This is a genomic window from Nodosilinea sp. AN01ver1 (genome assembly GCF_050565655.1).
In the GTDB taxonomy this organism is placed as follows: Bacteria; Cyanobacteriota; Cyanobacteriia; order Phormidesmidales; family Phormidesmidaceae; genus Nodosilinea.
Genome location: NZ_JBNXVS010000001.1, coordinates 25,840 through 44,782, shown reverse-complemented (window position 1 = coordinate 44,782; position 18,943 = coordinate 25,840). Strand labels below are relative to the sequence as shown.

15 protein-coding genes are annotated in these 18,943 nt (G+C 57.8%); 5 read left to right on the top strand and 10 right to left on the bottom strand.

The features are described from left to right. Nucleotide 1 precedes the first annotated feature (1 nt). The 3 genes from ACQ4N7_RS00195 to puuE form a co-directional block, all read right to left on the bottom strand. The gene (locus ACQ4N7_RS00195; RefSeq protein WP_430709613.1) at nt 2-1,336 is read right to left on the bottom strand and encodes a TRAP transporter large permease; all 1,335 of its coding nucleotides are present in this window, start codon (nt 1,334-1,336) and stop codon (nt 2-4) included. A gap of 76 nt (nt 1,337-1,412) precedes the next feature. Then, nucleotides 1,413-2,009 (bottom strand): TRAP transporter small permease subunit, encoded by a 597-nt coding sequence (locus ACQ4N7_RS00190; protein ID WP_430709611.1) that lies wholly within the window; start codon nt 2,007-2,009, stop codon nt 1,413-1,415. 56 nt (nt 2,010-2,065) lie between these two features. Beyond that, nucleotides 2,066-2,977, bottom strand: coding sequence for an allantoinase PuuE (gene puuE / locus ACQ4N7_RS00185; RefSeq protein WP_430709610.1), 912 nt, complete (start codon nt 2,975-2,977; stop codon nt 2,066-2,068). A 491-nt stretch (nt 2,978-3,468) separates the two neighbouring features. On the opposite strand from puuE, the gene ACQ4N7_RS00180 reads away from it, so the two are divergent. Then, the gene (locus tag ACQ4N7_RS00180; protein WP_430709609.1) at nt 3,469-4,245 is read left to right on the top strand and encodes a phosphoadenylyl-sulfate reductase; all 777 of its coding nucleotides are present in this window, start codon (nt 3,469-3,471) and stop codon (nt 4,243-4,245) included. Nucleotides 4,246-4,446: 201 nt separating this feature from the next. Here ACQ4N7_RS00180 and ACQ4N7_RS00175 read toward each other — a convergent pair whose 3' ends face one another. After that, a complete protein-coding gene (locus tag ACQ4N7_RS00175; RefSeq protein ID WP_430709608.1) occupies nt 4,447-5,631 on the bottom strand; it encodes an NAD(P)H-quinone oxidoreductase subunit H in 1,185 nt (394 codons plus the stop codon). 301 nt (nt 5,632-5,932) lie between these two features. Here ACQ4N7_RS00175 and ACQ4N7_RS00170 point away from each other — a divergent pair, with 301 nt between their 5' ends. Both ACQ4N7_RS00170 and ACQ4N7_RS00165 read left to right on the top strand, forming a co-directional pair. Next, nucleotides 5,933-6,184 (top strand): TIGR03643 family protein, encoded by a 252-nt coding sequence (locus ACQ4N7_RS00170; RefSeq protein ID WP_430709607.1) that lies wholly within the window; start codon nt 5,933-5,935, stop codon nt 6,182-6,184. 410 nt (nt 6,185-6,594) lie between these two features. Further along, the gene (locus ACQ4N7_RS00165; protein WP_430709606.1) at nt 6,595-7,407 is read left to right on the top strand and encodes a hypothetical protein; all 813 of its coding nucleotides are present in this window, start codon (nt 6,595-6,597) and stop codon (nt 7,405-7,407) included. 40 nt (nt 7,408-7,447) lie between these two features. On the opposite strand, the gene ACQ4N7_RS00160 is transcribed toward ACQ4N7_RS00165, so the two are convergent. The 4 genes from ACQ4N7_RS00160 to ACQ4N7_RS00145 all read right to left on the bottom strand — a co-directional run bounded on the left by ACQ4N7_RS00160 (nt 7,448) and on the right by ACQ4N7_RS00145 (nt 10,286). Beyond that, a complete protein-coding gene (locus tag ACQ4N7_RS00160; protein WP_430709605.1) occupies nt 7,448-8,707 on the bottom strand; it encodes a glucosyl-3-phosphoglycerate synthase in 1,260 nt (419 codons plus the stop codon). Nucleotides 8,708-8,921: 214 nt separating this feature from the next. After that, nucleotides 8,922-9,392, bottom strand: a complete 471-nt coding sequence (locus ACQ4N7_RS00155) for a hypothetical protein (protein WP_430709604.1) — start codon at nt 9,390-9,392, stop codon at nt 8,922-8,924. A gap of 271 nt (nt 9,393-9,663) precedes the next feature. Further along, nucleotides 9,664-9,858, bottom strand: a complete 195-nt coding sequence (locus tag ACQ4N7_RS00150; RefSeq protein ID WP_430709603.1) for a hypothetical protein — start codon at nt 9,856-9,858, stop codon at nt 9,664-9,666. Nucleotides 9,859-10,076: 218 nt separating this feature from the next. Further along, the gene (locus tag ACQ4N7_RS00145; RefSeq protein WP_430709602.1) at nt 10,077-10,286 is read right to left on the bottom strand and encodes an acetyltransferase; all 210 of its coding nucleotides are present in this window, start codon (nt 10,284-10,286) and stop codon (nt 10,077-10,079) included. A gap of 325 nt (nt 10,287-10,611) precedes the next feature. Between ACQ4N7_RS00145 and ACQ4N7_RS00140 the strand changes: the two genes are divergently transcribed. Beyond that, entirely contained in the window at nt 10,612-13,917 is a 3,306-nt protein-coding gene (locus tag ACQ4N7_RS00140; protein ID WP_430709601.1) for a PAS domain-containing protein, read from the top strand. A 3-nt stretch (nt 13,918-13,920) separates the two neighbouring features. Here the strand turns inward: ACQ4N7_RS00140 and ACQ4N7_RS00135 are convergent, their stop codons facing one another. Together ACQ4N7_RS00135 and ACQ4N7_RS00130 are read right to left on the bottom strand one after the other, a co-directional pair. Next, nucleotides 13,921-14,616 carry a type 1 glutamine amidotransferase domain-containing protein gene (locus tag ACQ4N7_RS00135; RefSeq protein ID WP_430709600.1) on the bottom strand — a complete coding sequence of 232 codons (696 nt, stop codon included), beginning with the start codon at nt 14,614-14,616 and terminating at the stop codon, nt 13,921-13,923. 193 nt (nt 14,617-14,809) lie between these two features. Further along, nucleotides 14,810-17,482 carry a PAS domain-containing protein gene (locus ACQ4N7_RS00130; protein ID WP_430709599.1) on the bottom strand — a complete coding sequence of 891 codons (2,673 nt, stop codon included), beginning with the start codon at nt 17,480-17,482 and terminating at the stop codon, nt 14,810-14,812. 529 nt (nt 17,483-18,011) lie between these two features. Here ACQ4N7_RS00130 and ACQ4N7_RS00125 point away from each other — a divergent pair. After that, nucleotides 18,012-18,872 carry an SDR family oxidoreductase gene (locus ACQ4N7_RS00125; RefSeq protein ID WP_430709598.1) on the top strand — a complete coding sequence of 287 codons (861 nt, stop codon included), beginning with the start codon at nt 18,012-18,014 and terminating at the stop codon, nt 18,870-18,872. Nucleotides 18,873-18,943: the final 71 nt, after the last annotated feature.

The window sequence follows — 18,943 nt, the reverse complement described above, 5'->3', positions numbered from 1 at the left end:
GCTACTGAAGCGATCGCTCTACCAGCCAGCTCACCGTCTGGGGAAACACGATCACCAGCAGTAGCACTACCAGCTGAATGCCCATGAATGGCAGAGCGCTGCGATGAATTTCGCGGGTGCTGATAGTTTCAGGCGCGACGCTTTGTAAATAAAACAGCGAAAACCCCACAGGCGGCGAGATAAAGGCCGTCTGCAAATTTAGGGCCATGACGACCCCAAACCACACCATGTCGATGCCCAGCGCCTGGGCAGCGGGCACCAGCAGCGGCATGGCGATAAAGGCAATTTCGATAAACTCTAAAAATACCCCCATGGCAAAAATGACCAGATTGGCCACCACCAAGAAGGTCAAATAGCCCCCCGGCAGGTTGACCAGCAGGTTTGTGATCAGCGTTTTGCCCCCTAGGGCGTCGAACACCAGGCCAAAAAACGATGAGCAAAACAAAATAATCAGCACCACCCCTGTCACCACCGCCGTGGCGTGGGCGGATTCTTGCAGCAGCTTACCCGTTAGCCTACGGTTCAAAGCCGCCAGCCCGCAGGCTCCCACTGCCCCCACCGCCCCGGCTTCAGTGGGGGTCGCAATGCCAAAAAAGATGCTGCCCAGCACCACAAAAATTAGCGCTACCGGCGGCACGATCGCCTTCACCGTCCGCCCCAGCAGTTCCCATTTGCTGATCTGGCGCATCGCTAGCGGCAGTGGCGGTGCCGCCGCAGGGTTGGCATAGGCCACCACCAGCACGTAGACGGCGTAGGCCCCAGCCAGCAGCAGCCCCGGTATCAGCGCCCCCAAAAACAGATCGCCCACCGACACCCCCAGCTGGTCGCTCAGCACCACCAGCACCAGACTGGGCGGAATCAGCTGGGCCAGAGTACCTGAGGCAATGATTGCCCCAGCAGCCAGCTCTTTATCGTAGCCGTGGCGCAGCATAATCGGCAGCGAAATCATGCCCATCAGAATGACCGTAGCTGCTACTACCCCGGTCGCCGCCGCCAGCAGCGTGCCCACCAGCACTACCGCCAGCGCCAGCCCGCCCCGCAGGGGGCCGAGCACCAGGCCAATGGTCTCCAGCAGTTCCTCCGCCAGCCCCGATTTTTCGAGCACCGCGCCCAAAAACACGAAAAACGGAATCGCCAGCAGGGTAAAGTTCGACATGGTGCCGAACCAGATGTTTGGCAGCAGCAAGAGGCGGGCGGGTTCAAAGGCTCCCAGTAGCCAGCCCACCAGGCCAAATACCAGCCCCGTGCCCGCAAACGAAAACGCCACCGGGTAGCCGCTGATCAAAACCAAAAAGAAGCCAACGAACATCGCGATCGCCAACCACTCGTAGCCCATGACGCTCCTTACAACGGGGACTAAAGAAACAAAAACTGGGATCCTGAACTGGCTAAACTTTTCTCACGCTGCCGCCCTACTCCAGGGGCGGCAGCTCAGCCTCCGCCTCGGGCAAGGCACTGCCCTCAACATAGCCGCACCACACCGCCCAGTACTTGATGGCCTGGGCCACAGCCTGCAGCAGCAGCAGCCCAAAGCCAACCAGCACCACAGATTTAATTGGTGCCCTGGGCAGGCCGCTGGCGTCGGCAGAAATTTCCCAGCGGCCCCAGGTGCCATCGGGCAGCAGCCCCCACGACTGCAGCACCGGGTTAACGGTGACCCACAGCCCCAGCACGCAAAAGGGAATCAGAAACAGCACCGTACCCCAAAAGCTGATCAGGGCTTTGCGGCGATCGCTCCAGTTCGCCTCTAAAAAATCGACCCGCACATTGGCTCCCTGCTTGAGAATGTACGGAAAACTGAGCAAAAAGGTCAGCGAAAACAGGTACCACTGCAGTTCGATCAGCCCGTTAGAGGCCAGCTGCAGGCCCAAAAAACGACCAATATAGCGGGCCATCACGTTGTAAAAGCCGACCGCAATGGTGAGCAGCACCAGCCAGCTCAGGCTCCTGCCGACCCATTCGCTCAGGGCATCAATCGCTCGCGACACCCGCAACAGCCGTTCTATCATCCCCCCACTCAGCACGCCTTACCCCCACAGGCTACCGTTGGAGTCGATAATACCGTCTAAAGGGCGTGGTGCTCGTGCCAATGGCGGGCAATATCGACACGGCGGCAAATCCAGACGCGATCGCGCCCCTGCACGTAGTCTAAAAACCTGGCTAGCGCCGCCGTCCGCCCCGGCCTACCCGCCAACCGGCAGTGCAGGCCAATACTCATCATTTTGGGAACCTCATCGCCCTCGGCGTAGAGGGTATCAAAGGCGTCGCGCAGGTAGGCAAAAAACTGATCCCCCGAGTTAAACCCGGCATAGGTGGCAAACCGCATGTCGTTGTTGTCGAGGGTGTAGGGAATCACTAGGTGCGGCCTGCCGTACTCGGTGTTCCAGTAGGGCAGGTCGTCGGCGTAGCTGTCGGCATCGTAGAGAAAGCCGCCCTCTTCAACCACCAGAGCGCGAGTGTTGGGGCTGTTGCGGCCCTGGTAAAAGCCCAGCGGTCGGCGGCCCGCCACTTGAGTATGAATTTCGACCGCCTTGCGAATGTGCTCGCGCTCGGCCTCCAGGCCAAAGTACTGATAGTCAATCCAGCGGTAGCCGTGGCTGGCAATTTCCCAATCGGCCTCGGTCATGGCCGCGATCGCCTCAGGGTTGCGGGCCATCGCCATCGCCACGGCATACACGGTCAGGGGCAGTCCCCGACCCGTAAACAGTCGGTGCAGTCGCCAAAATCCGGCTCGGCTGCCGTACTCATACATCGACTCCATGTTCATGTTGCGCACCCCCGTCAGCGGCGCGGCCCCCACGCTTTCTGATAAAAACGCCTCCGAGGCCGCATCGCCGTGGAGAATACAGTTTTCGCCCCCTTCCTCGTAGTTAATTACAAACTGCACCGCAATTTTGGCGTTGCCGGGCCAGTGGGGATGGGGCGGCGTGCGGCCATAGCCAACCAGGTCGCGGGGGTAAGAGGGGGTGACTGCCATAGGAGGTCGCAAGGTTGGGGGTAATAACCCGATACGGCTGGATTTTACGAGCAAATAGCTCTCCGGTCTAGCACACCCCAGCGCAGCAGGGGAACTGGCGCTCGGTCAGGCCTGAATGGGTAGGCTGAGGCTGGGTAGAGCGCTAGCGAAACTCAGTCCCGCCTTTTGAAGGATCAACCGCAATTGGGCTAACGTCTAAAAGCTCAAGTAAAAAGTGGATCCTTAAAAGCTGGTTTTCCGCAAAAAAATGGCGTGAAGTCACAAAATTGTCTATTCCACCTTCGTTTATGATCTATAGGTGAACTAAGGTCGAGACGTAACAGAGGGCGAACCAGGGCTGAGCCAAACAGCGTCGCAACGGTTTAGCCTCAAACCTTGTATTCTGAAGACTCGGCTAACGCTGCTCGCGGCGACATTGTAACCACCACAGAGTAACACCACAGCATTGTGGCACTGGAGCTACGACTTTGTTGAACGGAAGGAGTAAACCCATGTCAGATACCGCGCTCTTGCCGAGCAAGCTGCGGGCCGCCCCCGTTCTAGACCTGGAGGTTATCAACCGGGAGTGGGGGGAAGCTGACGCAACCAGCCTGGTGCAGTGGGGCCACGAAACCTTTGGCGATGGCCTGGTCTTAAGCACGAGCTTTGGCATTCAGTCGGCGGTCATGCTGCACCTGGTCACTCAGGTGGTGCCCAACATTCCGGTCATTTGGGTCGATACGGGCTACCTGCCGGTTGAGACCTACCGTTTTGCGGACGAGTTGTCGGTTCGGCTCAACCTCAATCTCCAAGTCTACCAGTCGCACCTCAGCCCGGCCCGTATGGAGGCGCTCTACGGCCGTCTGTGGGAACAGCACGACGTAGAGGCCTTCAACCGCTACGACAAAATTCGCAAGGTAGAGCCGATGCAGCGGGCCTTGAGCGAGCTAAACGCCACGGCCTGGCTGACTGGGCTGCGCTCTGACCAGACCGACCACCGCAAGTCGCTGGGGCGAGTAGGTCAGCAGGGAGGGCGCTACAAGCTGCTGCCCATCCTCAAATGGACCTCTAAGGACGTATACGAATATCTCGTCGCTCACGATTTACCTTATCATCCGCTGTTTGACAAGGGCTACGTGACCGTGGGCGATTGGCACTCTAGCCGCCCCATTACCGCTACCGACGCCAACGAGCGCGACACCCGGTTCAAAGGGCTGAAGCAGGAGTGCGGCCTGCACCTGCCCCAGTCGCCCGAGGAGGCGGCCAGCCTAGACTCTAGCTCGCTGTAGCTATTTGACCTAAGGCCAGTACCGGCCTGGTCAGTGTGACTGAGATAATACTTGTCAACGGGCCTATGGAAGGCTACGACAGACTCTTAGAAGTCGGTCACTTGACCCGTTATCAGCCCGCAGGGCTGGGGCATCAGCTTGGGCGTGCTATCGATTGGGATCACTCAGCGGGCGATCGCTGCCGATTAGAGCAGGCGATCGCTAGCGATCGACCGACCCCATCACCACGTCGATGCTGCCGAGAATGACAAAGATATCTGCCACCTTCTGGCCTTTAATCAAGTGGGGCAGCAGCTGCAGATTGTTGAAGTCGGCGGGGCGAATCTTCCAGCGCCAGGGCATAGGACTATCGCTGCCAATGATAAAAATGCCCAGCTCACCCCGGCCCGATTCGACCCGCACGTAGTGCTCCCCCGCCGGAATTTTGAAGGTCGGGGCAATTTTTTTGGCGATGAACTGGTAGTCAAAGCCATCCCACTCCGACTTTGGCCCTTCGGCCAGCCGCTTGGCCTCCAGGTTTTCCCAGGGGCCGCCCGGTAGCCGATCGAGCGCCTGCTGAATAATGCTGAGCGACTGGCGCATTTCGTCGAGTCGCACCCGGTAGCGGGCCAGGCAGTCGCCCTCGGGCTGCCACGCCACCTGCCAGTCAAAGTCGTCGTAGCATTCGTAGTGGTCCACCTTACGCAGGTCCCACTGTACGCTTGAGGCTCGCAGCATGGGGCCAGAGCAGCCCCAGCCGATGGCATCTTTGCGGCTAAGCACCCCCAGCCCCTCGCAGCGGCGGCGAAACACTGGGTTATCGGTCACCAACCGCTCATACTCGTCGAGCTTTGGCAGCATATAGTCTACAAAATCCTGACACTTCTCGACCCAGCCGTAGGGCAGATCGGCAGCCAGACCGCCGACGCGAAAGTAGTTGTGGTTGACCATGCGGTAGCCGCTCACCGCCTCAAACAGGTCAAGAATCGGTTCGCGATCGCGCAGGCTATAGAAAAACAGCGTCTGCGCCCCCATATCCATCACGAACGGTCCTATCCACAGCAGATGGTTGACCAGGCGGGTCAGCTCCAGCAAAATCGCTCGAATATAGCTGGCCCGCTTGGGCACCTCAATGTCCGCCAGCTTTTCAACCGCGTTGACGGTCACCGCTTCATTAAATAACCCGCCGTAGTAGTCCCACCGACTGGTGTAGGGAATGAACATCGTCGAGGTACGGCCCTCGGCAATTTTCTCCATGCCCCGGTGCAGATAGCCAATTACCGGTTCGCAATCGACGACATCTTCGCCATCGAGGGTAACCATAATGCGAAAACAGCCGTGCATAGAGGGATGGTGAGGCCCAAAGTTAATCACCATCGGGTCGATTCGGGTTTCGAGCTGTACCATGGCTCAGACTCCAGTTTCAGAGGGCATGGTTTCAGTGTTATGCGAGCCGCCCGGCCTGTCTTGCAGATTTTGAGGATGAGTTGCACAAACTTCCGATTGTTCTGTAGTTCAACTACGTCAAATCTGACCGGCTAATGCCCAAGCCCAGTGGGCTACTCCCGATATGCTTGAACAAACGCCGTTTGCCTTTGCGGCAGCGGCCTGTTCTCAACTGGGGTTGTTGCGGTCGATTGGAGCGTTGCGCCAGGCTGGTGGGTTCGTTAGGTTAAACGGTATAGACCCCCGTTGTTTTCTAAGGCCCATGGCGCTACCCAAGCTCGACCCCCAAACTATCGATCGCGTCATTGAGATGGCGTGGGAAGACCGCACCCCCTTTGAGGCCATTGAGACCCAGTTTGGGCTGACTGAGAAGCAGGTAATTGCCGTCATGCGTCGCTTTATGCAGCCCTCTAGCTTTCGCATGTGGCGCAAGCGGGTAACGGGGCGCAAAACCAAGCACCAGCACAAACGCAACTTTTCCCTGGGCCGGTTCAAATCGGCCAACCAAAAATAAACAGCGACTGATAGTGGACAGTTGGCCCAAGGTGCAGCGGCGGACTAGCGATCGCCAGAATGCCCACCGAAGGAACCATCTGCCGCCAGGTCACTACTGCATAGCTAAATCGCCTAGCTGAGGGGTTGAGCCAAAACCGTATTGCCCCAGCGGTGGCGAACTTTACTGAGCAGGAGAGAGGAGTTGCGGTAGTCTGCAAACCTCTGGGACATAGCAGCAAGATGCCTCTAAAAGACAGGCCCGTTAGGGATATGGCTTACCGAGCTGAGCAGCTGCTTCACAATTGGATGGCTAGGACAGACTATTTCTTAAAGGTATGACCGGGATATTACTGAATTTCAGATTAATCCGGATGCCATCCCCTTTTTGAGGGAACTATAAATGCAACTCCACCCTTCTTTTCACCGGCTATGAAAACCTCTACAGTTCTGGTGCCCTCAACCCTTGCCCAAGCGCCTACCGCCAGTCGGCTGCCGGTTGACAACCCCTGGATGCTGACCTCTGGCGGGCTGCTGCTGGTGCTGCTAGGGCTGGGAGTATACTCCCACTTTCAAACTCGCCGATTAGTTAAGCAGCTCAAGTTTGAAACCTACAAAAATCAAGAGCTGCAAAAAAAGGTCAAACTGGCGCTTAAAACCATCAGCAAGATGGAGCAAAACCCCGACCTAATTCACTCGCGTGAGTTTAACCTTGACTACCTGCGCATGCGCATGGACGAAGAACATTTTCACACGGCGATTGTGAATCAGCTCAAGGTGAAAGTGAAGCAAAAAATTAGCGTTGCTCTGCGCCCCCGCCAGGCCGAGGAAGGCATGATTGGCATTGCCAGTAAGCCCCGCGTTGTAGATGAAATTTTTGATGTCGAGTACGCTCCCCACGACAACCCCCTGGCCAAAAAGCGGGTGCTGTTTCGCATTCAAATTCGGCTGGCTAAGCTGCCGACCCAGGCAACCTCTTCAACCATCGGTCAGCTGGTCGACTGCATCGAAAACTTCATGAGCCCTGATGCCGAAGAAACCCACTGGCAGCCCACGATTCAAGGCCGCATTGCCAACATGCACTGGGACCAAAAAGCCAAGCCCACCCCCCTGCTGGTGATTGAGCAGTCGGGCGAGGGGGTGAACGTTACCCTCCGCAGCCGCAATACGCTACCCACCAGCACCAGCTCCAGTGCCGCGCCCAAGTCTTCTTCTAAGTCTGCGCCTCAGAAGAAGCCAGCATAGAGCTAGGGCCAGTGGAAAGCCAAGTTGGTACAACAGAGGGTTAAACGGACGCCGTGGCCATAGCGGCAACATCTGCTGATGCAGCCGAAGCCGAGCGCGCCTCGGCCATATCGGCAAGAATGGCGTCGAGCAGCTGCTCGCGCAGGTCGGGGATCACCGCCAGAGCGCGGGTCCAGTCGGGAATTTGGGTGCCGGTGGGGTCGTCTAGATACTCGTTACCCGCTTCTAAAATGACCTGCTCGAAGGTTTCGATGGTCATTTCTTCCTGGTGGCGATCGTAGTCTAGACCGTTGAAGCGGGCATCGACAAAGTACTGCCGGGCCAGATTTTGGGCTTCGCGGCGGTACTTAATTCGCAGGGCGCGAATGTGGTCGTGGCCAATCACCACCTGCTCGGTTTCGGTCAGGGTTCTAAACACCGATTGCAGAATGTCGCGGCACATTTTTTGCAGACCCGAGTTGGTTGAACTGCCCAAGGTCTGGTGCTTATGCTCAAAGATACCCAGGTCGATTTGGGCAATACGCTTGAGGGCCACATTGCGGTAAACCTCGGCCAGTAGCCCCACTTCTAGGCCCCAGTTGCCGGGGATGCGGGTGTTGAGAGCCAGGTCGCTGGAGAGGGCAAACTCGCCGGAGAGGGGGTAGCGGTAGGCGTCGAGGTAGCGCAGGTAGTCGCTGTAGCCAAATAGCTCCATTAGCGACGTAATCAGCGGCGTGACAAACAGCCGGGTGACCCGCCCGTGCAGACTGCGAGGGCGATCGCCGATGCGGGCGTAGTAGGCTTTGCTAAAGGCAATGCCAAACTCCTGCTCCAGCAGGGGGTAGAGCAGCTTGAGCGGGTACGAGCGATCGTAGGTGACAATGTCGGCGTCGTGGAGGGCGATCGCGGCGGCATGCAGCGAGGCCACCCCCAGCCCCAGCCACACGGCCCGCCCCTTGCCCTTAAACCGCAGCAGGTCTAGCCCCTTGTCTTTGAGCGTTTGCAGAATGCCGGTAATGCCGGGGCCGTTTTCCCAGAGTACAAAGGTGGGCTGGGGCAGCGGCTCAAAGAACTGCACCGCGTGCTGGTACTGCTCGAAGGTATCGGCGTAGAGGCAGACGACAACGTTGTTGACAAAGGAGCAGTGGCTGAGATGGTCGCGAATGGTAGCCAGGGCCGGGCGGCCTAGCTCTTCATAGAGCGACGGAATTAGGACGGCGGTGGGATGGGTCTGGCTGAGCTCGGTTAGGCGCTGCTCTAGGCGATCGGTCTGGTAACTCAAGTCGTGGATGGTGGTGATGAGCTCTTGTTTGTAGTCCATACCCTGGTGTCCCTAACGGATAAATTTCATCATAGGGACAAGTGGCGATCGCAAGATGTCTGAATTAATACTCGATGCCCTGAGGGGTGAAAAAGCAAGGCAGCCAGGAGTGAGCGGCTGAGCAGCGCGTGCGCCTGCGGCAGCACAGATAAAAATCCCCTGGCTCTCTAGTTGCGAGAGTCAGGGGAAGCGCTGGCTTTACTGTTGTTAGCCGCTAAAAAATAATCAGCGCCGCCAGTCCGCCAGCCAAGACACCGTAGCAGCAGGCCAGCAGCGCTTTGAAATAGCCTCGGTACTTATAGCGCCACAGCATCGCCGCCAGGGTAGAGGAGTAGAGCAGCTCCTCTACCGGGAAATAAGCCGTCTCTTTGGCAATGTCGATGCCGATGACGAGCATTGTCCAGAAGAGAAAAACAATGAAGCTATTGATAATCGGCGCATGGCTCTCTCGACTGGGGATCTGTAGTCGAGCGATAAACCCCAGGTAGATAAGAACAATGAATGGAAACAGTGCAGCGGCAACGCCCCGCGCCCCAACGTTAAAGGAGTAGTCAAAGGAAAGGACGATGCTAGAAAAGAGCTGATACAGCAGAAAGCCGATCGCCAGAAAAAAAACGAAAAAGCTGAGTATGCCCTTCGACCCTTTAGTCCAGTCGTCAGAATTTTGTCGTTGCCGCGATTGCATGTTAAGCCTCAAAAAATAGCTTTTATACCCAGCCCAGCGCAGAAGCTGGAGTTTTTCTACCGACAAAGTTTCGCTTCTGGACTCGGACTTAGTTTACTAGGCTGCATGTGCGTGGCCATTTTGCCGAAAAGAGTCAGTCAGTCTCAAGATCTAACGAGGTACTTTTGAAAAACTCTTTAGATCAGCGTCTAGAACAACATTTTACAGCACTTCCCACACCCGCGCGCCAGACGAGTGTGGGAAGTGCTGAACTTACTTGACCCCAGGAGCCTTATTCTCCTCCTTCAGCTTCCCCGGGCTCTTCCATCGCCTCACCTTCAACAGGGGCCCCTGGCACGGGTTCGGTTTCTAGCTGCTCGCCCTCAAGGGGTTCGTTTACCCCAGGCTCTTCAGCGGTGTCGCAGGCCACGCTCAGAGCGGAAAGGCCAAACAGAAGGGGCAACACCATCAAGCGCGATACTTTCATGAAAGTTCCTCTGAAGTCGATAGACGTGAGCTTATAATTGTGTTTGGTGAAGAGTCTCTATCAGAAGATATATTTATTGGTGGGCACATCAAAAGATATAAGCCTGAACGGAGACTGCCAAGGGAATACATCAAAATTAAATGATTTCAGCTCAGATATTTTCTGAAGTAAACAGATATATTGTGCTGACAGAAAAAGGCTATATGCGGCACTTCAACCTAGTTTAGCTGATAGTTTGGATCAACCCAGCACTTGGGCAGTGCCTCACCAGAGGGGAACTGTAGCTGCGATTTAGGAAAAGCCTGGGGAGGTTGCTCTTCTTGGCCAGCCTGCTCTTGCCCATGCACCTGATCGCGCATCGGGTCGAAAAGCTCGTCAATGTTAACGATTTTGATTAACGTTTCGTCTTGAGTATTTTTAACGAACATAGATTTAAAGCCTAATGAAGGGTTAGTGCCGACTTACGGTGCGAAAGCACCTGTGTATAAGCTATCGTGTTGAAAAGACTACGGCTTCTGTCCAAATAGATAAATGCGTTAGATAAATGCACGTCGGGGCTTTTGAAAACCTGGTTGTGCCTATTGGTGAGCAGCGGCAGAGCCTTCCGCCTCACCTTAATAAAATTAAATACTGTTTTCTACCTTGAGATAGATCTCGCTTTCTATAAAACGGCAGATTATCGGTCATAGCTGTCAAGCGTTGCTGCGACTGGAAACTGCAATTAAAAACTGCGACCGAGAATTGAAGGATGGTATGACTCCATCAGGAGTAACCCAGGATGTACGTGTGGGCCAGAATCCGGTGACGGCGCTGATGCGATCGCGCGACTGGTCACAGACTTCCTTGGGCGAGGCGGCTGGCTGGCCGGGGGCGATTAAGGCTGCGCTGGGTATTTTGCTCAGTGCAGAAACGCCGATGGGCTGCGTGTGGGGCCGCGATCGCAGGGTGTTTTATAACGAGGCCTGTGGGGCGCTGCTGCCCGCTGCGGCGGTAATCGGGCAGCCCCTGGCCCAGGCTGAGGGCTGGGCGGCGTTCGGGGCAGCCGTTGAACAGGTATTGGCGACGGGGCGATCGCAATCTCTGGCGGCCCAAGACACCCTTCAAAGGGCTAACCCTTTGATCGCCAACCACAGCTGGGCCTGTAGCGCTGTTTGGACAGAAGCTGGCGAGATTGGCGGCGTACTGGCGATCGCCACGCCCAGGGCCCAGACGTCTATGACCAATGATGTCCGGTCGAGGGAGCCGAGAGCCAGTTTTAGCCTTCAGGGTTTTGAGGCTAGGAACTGTGGGGCAAACGGTGGGTCTTCTGGCCAGGGCGATGTGGCGCTGCGCGAGAGCGAGGAGCGCTTTCGCCACCTGGCCGACAATATTTCGCAGCTGGCCTGGATGGCGGACGCCAGCGGCTCAATTTTTTGGTACAACCAGCGCTGGTTTGACTTTACCGGCACCACCCTAGAGCAAATGCAGGGCTGGGGCTGGCGGCAGGTGCACCATCCTAACCACGTCGATCGCGTGGTCGAAAAAGTTAGCCGCTGCTTTGCCACGGGCGACGTGTGGGAAGACACCTTTCCGCTGCGGGGTAAAGACGGCCAGTATCGCTGGTTTCTCTCCCGCGCTACCCCGCTGCGCGACGAGCAGGGGCGGGTGCTGCGCTGGGTCGGCACCAACACCGACATTACCGAACTGCGTCGCACCGAAAAGGCCCTTGAACAGACCACAAAGCGCCTGAATGTCGCCCTGAAGAGCGTTCCCATTACGCTGTTTAGCCAGGACCGCCAGCTGCGCTACACCTGGGTGTACAACCCCACCCACAGCTATACGCCCGAGCAGATGCTGGGGCGGCGCGATGACGACCTGGTGCCGGCCCATGCGGCGGCGCAGCTCAGGCAGCTCAAGCAGCAGGTGCTCGATACCGGGGTAGGGCTGCGGGCTGAGGTGGATGTAGGCCAGGCCATTTTTGATCTCACCATCGACCCCATTCACGATCGCAGCGATCGCATTGTTGGCCTGACTGGCGCAGCGGTAGACATTAGCGCAAGGGCCCGGCTCGAAGCCGAGCACAGACAGGCCGAGGCCACCCTACGCAAGAGCGAAGAACAGCTCCGCTTGGCCCAGCGGGCCGCTGGGGTCGGCCTGTGGGATTGGGATATGGTGGCTGACGAGGTGACCTGGTCAGAGGAGTACTATCACCTCTACGGCATCGATTTTGGCGTTTTGCCGTCCTACGACAACTGGCTGGCTCAGATTTTGCCAATTGACCGATCGCGGGTTGAGCAGGAGACTCGGCAGGCGATTGAGCAGGGCAAAAACCTGAAGGTGAATTTTCGCATTGACCACTCCGAGGATGGCCAGCGCTGGATCATGGTGCGGGGGCAAACCTTTTACGATGCCGACGGTGCGCCCATGCGGATGGCCGGGATTGCCATCAACATTACCGAGCAAAAGCGCTTTGAGCGGGCGCTGATTGAAAGTGAGGCGATCGCCCGCACCCAGGCCGAAGAGCTGGCTGCGCTGATGGAAACGGCCCCCGCTGCGATCTGGATTGCCCACGACGCCAGCTGTCATCAGATAACGGCCAATCGCATGGCCCACGAGCTGATGCAAACTGAACCGAGCTCGCTGGCGACCGCGACTCCGCCGCCGGGAACCAAAGCGCTGCCCTTTAAGCAGTACAAGCAGGGTCGGGAGGTGCCGCCCCAGGACCTGCCGATGCAAAAAGCGATTCGCACCGGGCAGGAGGTGACCGATCAACTTGAGTTTGTGTACGCCGACGGTACGGTGCGATCGATCTACGGCAAGGCGGTGCCGCTGTTTGGCCCCAGTGGGGTAGCGCGCGGCGCGATCGGCGGGTTTACCGAGATCACAGCGCTGAAGCAGAGCGAGCAGGAGCGCGAACAGCTGCTGCAGCGCGAGCGAGTAGCCCGCGAAGAGGCCGAGCAGGCCAACCGGCTCAAGGATCAGTTTTTGGCGGTGCTCTCCCACGAGCTGAGGTCGCCGCTGAACCCCATCTTGGGCTGGTCGAAGCTGCTGCAATCCCGCAGCTTTGACAGCGATAAGACCAAGCGCGCCCTGGCCACCATTGAGCGCAATGCCCAGCTGCAGGCTCAGCTGGTAGATGACCTGCTCGATCTGGCCAGAATTTTGCGCGGCAAGCTGCATCTCACTCCTATGGCGATCAATCTGGCTGGCGTGGTTGAGTCAGCCTTAGAAACGGTGAAGACAGCGGCAGCGGCTAAATCAATTGCCCTACAGCTCGACCTGGACCGCACGGTGCGCGTGGCGGGAGATGCCGCCCGCCTGCAGCAAATTGTAGGAAATCTGCTCTCTAACGCCGTCAAATTTACGCCTGAGAACGGTCAGATCACGGTCATTCTGCGATCGCACTCCGACCAGGCCGAAATTAGCGTTAACGATACCGGCATTGGCATCAGCCCAGACTTTTTGCCCCACCTGTTTGAATCGTTTCGGCAGGAAGATATTTCGATTACTCGCAAGCACGGCGGTCTGGGCCTGGGCCTGGCGATCGTGCGGCAGCTGGTCGAGATCCACAGCGGCACCATTACCGCCCACAGCCCCGGTGAAGGACAGGGGGCAACCTTTACGGTGCGGCTGCCCCAGCTGGCCCCGGAGGCCGCAGACGACTCCGCCGCTGCCCTACCCCAGCCCGCCCTCGACCTCAGCGGTATTCGCGTGTTCTCGGTGGATGACTCAGCCGATACGCGCGAGTTTTTGACGGTGCTGCTGGGGCAGTACGGGGCTGAGGTGGTGACGGTGGGCTCGGCTACCGAGGCGCTGGCAACGCTCAAAACCTGGCGGCCCGACGTGCTAATCAGCGACATCGGTATGCCCGAAATCGACGGCTACAGCCTAATTCAGCAAATTCGGGCGCTGCCCCCCGATCAAGGGGGAGCTATCCCGGCGATCGCGCTCACCGCCTACGCGCGCTACGAAGACCAGCAGCAGTCGCTGGCCAGCGGCTACCAGCGCCACCTGAGCAAACCCCTCGATCCAGAAAAGCTGGTGAAGGCGGTGCTTGAGCTGACGCAGGGGCGATCGTAACGCTTACACCCGCTGGCCGGTCGGGCTGAGCTGCTCGAGCAGGGCGCGGGCCGCCGCCTCTGAAGACGCGGGGTTTTGGCCGGTGATCAGGTTGCGATCGCGGACCACATAGGACTGCCAGTCGTCGGCTTTAGAGTACTGGCCGCCGTTTTGCGTCAGCACGTCTTCGACTAAAAAGGGCACGATATCGGTGAGGCCCACGGCGGCTTCTTCACTGTTGGCAAAACCCGTCACGGGTTTGTTTTGCACCAGGGGCGACCCATCGGGCGATTTAGTATGGCGCAGTACTCCAGGGGCGTGGCAAACGGCGGCTACAGGCTTGCCCGCGCCGTAGAAGGCTTCAATCAGCGCGATCGAGTGGGCATCTTCGGCCAGATCCCACAGGGGGCCATGGCCACCGGGGTAGAACACGGCATCGTAATCGTCAGCGGTGACGTTGGCCAGCACGGCGGTGTGAGCCAGCGCCGCCTGGGCGTCGTGGTCTTGTCTAAAGCGCTTAGTAGCCTCGGTTTGGGCATCGGGGGCGTCGCTTTTGGGATCGAGGGGCGGCTGTCCGCCCTGGGGCGACGCCAGAGTAATGGTGGCCCCGGCGTCTTTAAAGACATAGTAGGGGGCGGCAAATTCTTCTAGCCAAAAGCCGGTTTTTTGGCCGCTATTGCCTAGCTGGTCGTGGGAGGTGAGAACCATCAAAATTTTCATCGGTTTTCCTTGAACTAAATTGGGGAATATGTCGGTTAGGGCCAGCGGCGGTGATCTGAGTCTAGCCCTAGGGGCTGTCATCAACTAGCTGCTGAATGCTTAAAAACCAAGGACTACAGCCCCTCGCCTGTTGTTGGGTCGGGCGTGGCAAGACTTGGCATCCAGGACTGCTAGCCAGAATTGAGGACATGCCCTAGGCCTTGCCGCTGTGGATCAGCTCGACCAGGGTACGGCTCAGCTCCTCTAGATCGATCGGTTTGGTCAAGTGACGCTGAAACCCTGCGGCCAGGGCGCGATCGCGGTTTTGATCCCCGGCATAGGCCGTGAGAGCGATCGCCGGAATCTTGCCGCCCTCGGCCTCGGGCCGCTGCCGCAGGGCACGAATCAGCATAAAACCGTCCTGGTCGGGCATGCCGATATCGCTGATCAGCACATCGGGATGGTGCTGGGTGACCAACTGCAAACCGGCCTCGGCGGAGCAGGCCGTCAGCACCTCCACGTCATAGTCTTCGAGCAGCGCCGTCAGCAGATCCAGCGAATCGAAGTCGTCATCAATGACCAACACCCGTCGCCCAGCCAGGCTAGTGTGGCTATTGTGAACGGGCGGCGGCAACGACAGCGACGCGCCCTCGTGCTGGGGCAGCCGCACCGTAAAGGTTGACCCTTGCCCCTCGCCGGGGCTCGTCACCGACACCTGGCCGCCGTGCTGCTCACTCAGGTAGCGCACGATCGCCAGACCCAGGCCCAGACCCCCATAGGCGCGGGTGCTGCTGCTGTCAGCTTGGCGAAACTGCTCAAACACGTGGGGTAAAAAATCGGCGCTAATGCCCTGGCCCGTATCCTGCACCTCAATAGTGGCGTAGGTGCCATCTTGGCAAAGCCTGACGGAGACCTCACCCCCCTCGGGGGTGAACTTAATCGCATTCGAGAGCAGGTTCCACACAATCTGCTGTAGTCGGTTGCGGTCTCCCGAGATAGGCCTCACCGCCGGGTCAAAGTCGGTGCGCAGGGCAATGGCTTTGGCCTGCGCCGACAGCTGCACTGTCTCCAGGGCCGCGTTGATCACGCTGGCCAACTCTACAGTGGCAATATCCAACGTCAGCTTGCCTCGTAAAATCCGCGATACATCTAGCAGGTCTTCAATCAGCTCGGCCTGAACTTTAGCGTTGCGCTCAATGGTTTCAAGGGCGCGGGCCTGGGTGGCTGAGTCTAGGGAGCGCGATCGCAGCAGCGACACCCAACCCAAAATTGGGTTGAGGGGCGTGCGTAGCTCGTGGGAGAGCATGGCCAAAAACTCGTCTTTGATGCGGTTGGCGGCCTCGGCCTCGGTGCGGGCTACTCGCTCCTGGGCCAGGGCGCGATCGCGCTCCACCAGCGCCAGCTTCTGGTCGTGAATATCCGTCGATGAGCCAAACCAGCGCAGCACCTCACCCCCCTCCCCCTGGAGCGGAAACACCCGCACCAGGTGCCAGCGGTACTGACGATCCGCCGCCCGCAGCGGTCTGGCTTCGAGCGCCAGCGGCTGCCCCATCTGCAGAGCCTCTGCCCAGGCGGCCTGGCAGCGCTTTTGGTCGTCGGGGTGCAGTACTGCAAGCCAGCCCTGGTCAAAACTTTGGGCGGCGGTTAGCCCCGTGTAGTTGTACCAGCGCTGGTTGCAGTACTCTAGCTGACCATTGGGCCGAGCCGTCCAAAACATTTGCGGCATCGAGTTAGCCAGCGTGCGAAAGTGGAGTTCGCTCTTGCGCAGGGCGGCCTCGGTCTGCTTTTGCTCGGTGATGTCGTAGTTAATTTCGAGAATGGCATTGGGCTGCCCCACCGGAGTCTGCTGCAGGGTCCAGCGGCTGCTCATAATCACCGTGCGGCCGCTGCGGGTCGTCTGCACCAGCTCTCCCACCCAGTGCCCCTCCTGCAAAATGGCCGCCCGAATCGCGTCCATCGGCTCTGGCAAAACGGTTTTCAGCAGTACCGTTGCCGACTGCCCAATCGCTTCTGCCGCCGGCCAGCCGTAGCAGCGCGCCGCCCCCTGGTTCCAGTAGGTAATGGTGGCGCTGTCTAGCTCTCGAATCATAATGCTGTCGTTGGCCAGGTCCAGCATTTGCATTTGCTGCCGGAGCTGCTGCTCATGCTGGCGGCGATCGGTCAGGTCGCGAAAATAAACCGCCAGTCCGTTGGCCAGCGGGTTCATGTGCATCTCAAACAGGCGCTCGGGGTGAACGATGCCCGCAGATTCAACCACCAGCGATCGCCGCGTGGCCATCACCTGCCGAAAGGCGTCACCCATGGTGGTGCCCTCTAAGTCGGGCAGCACCTCCCAAATAGAGTGGCCCAGCAAATCTTTGAGGGGGCGCTCAAATAAACGCAGCGCCTGGGGATTGACGTAGACAAACCGCCACTGCACATCGAGCGCATAAAACCCTTCGGTAATGCTCTCTAAAATAGCCGTTACCCACTGGTTGGTGTGACCCAGAGACGCTTCACTTGCCTGCAGCTTGAGCAAACTGCGCTCCAGACGCTGCTGAGCGACCCGCAGCGAACCGCAAAGCACGCTGATAGCAACACCCTGAGCACCAAACACCGTCAGGCGAACAGCTGCTGCGGTGTCTAGGCTGAAGGAATACTCAGGCAGAATGAAAAAATAGGTGCTGACCACTGTAGATAGTACTGTGGTCAAGAGGCCGCACCCCACCCCGCCCCACCAAGCGGCGGCCACTACCGCCCCCAAAAACAGCAAAAACGGGGTCATGACCATGTCGGCGATAGGGTCGAGCGCCCACATCAGCAGCAGCGCCAGCCCGACGCTGAAAAACGCTATGCCATACGTCTTAGGCTGTAGATAAGGCTCTAAATAAGACAGGTGTAACTTCATCACAGCCTATGTTCAGCAGCGCTTGAAACCAATGTTGCTCTTAATGTTGCGTTTAAGTTGGTGGCTTACTCTCAAGAATGCTCAGCACCTGAACGTAATGTAACTGTGCTTTATCAATTTATATCTTAAGACAGATTAACTCTCTCAGCCCTCTGCCCACAGGCATATATTTTGCAGGCTTTGGGGCGATCGCTCAGTCTATTTTTTGACGATTTGTTGCAACATCCCTACTGTTCTTAACAGACGCTTAACTGCTTTCAAAAATGTCCAAAGCGAATTGCGAACTTGACTTGTGAGTTCAAGAATGGGTTCAACCTAAGGGAAGATAACCCGACGTATTTTCAGTCGTTACAGTGGGGCCAGATTCTACTGTGGAATTCGAGTGTGTTTTGATCAGAATTCCTCAGTTCTTGACCGAGATTTCTCCTAAGCTAGCCGCTCAATTCTGCTACCCAAGTAGCTATGGCTAGCATGATCAAGTTTTTGCACTTACTCGGACTTAAAAACAGACCCCAAACGGAGATAACCTATGACGATTACCCCTGATCAAATTCCGGCTCAAACCCAAGATCGCACTCCTGCCCTAGAGTCAGAAATGGTGCCCAGACCGCAGTACGACGATCCTAACTACAAAGGCAGCGGCAAACTTCAAGATAAAGCGGCGTTGATTACCGGCGGCGACAGCGGTATTGGTCGCTCGGTGGCGGTTTACTACGCCAAAGAAGGAGCCGACGTAGCCATTGTTTACCTTGACGAGCACGAAGATGCCCAGGAAACTCAGCAGGCGGTTGAGCAGTACGGACGACGATGCCTGCTGATTTCAGGCGATATTCGCAATGAGCAGTTTTGCCACGAGGCTGTTCAAAAAGTGGTCAAAGAGTTCGGCAAACTCGATATTTTGGTGAACAACGCAGCCGTTCAGTATCAAGAGCCTAGCCTAGACGAAATCGACGCGGCTCGATTGGGCGATGTGTTTGCCACCAATATCTTCGCCATGTTCTACTTTGCCAAGGCTGCGACACCCCACATGCAGCCCGGCAGCGCCATCATCAACACCACGTCGATCAACGCCTATAAAGGCAATGCAAGCCTGTTGAGCTACTCCACCACCAAGGGAGCCATTCTGGCTTTTACCCGCTCCCTCGCAGGCCCCATGTTAGAGAAAGGCATTCGCGTCAACGGCGTTGCCCCCGGCCCGATTTGGACGCCCTTTATTCCCGATGCCTTTGAGGGAGACGATGTGTCAAACTTTGGCAAACAGGTGCCCATGCAGCGCCCCGGTCAGCCCAAAGAAGTTGCACCCAGCTTTGTCTTTCTAGCTTCCGAGGATGCGTCCTATATGGCCGGGCAGGTGCTGCACCCCAACGGCGGTGTTGTGGTTGGAGCCTAGGCGCAAAAAGCAGTCCACCAGGGCGACCTGAGGGCAAACTCTGAAAAATCAATGCGGCTGGACTCCCCCAG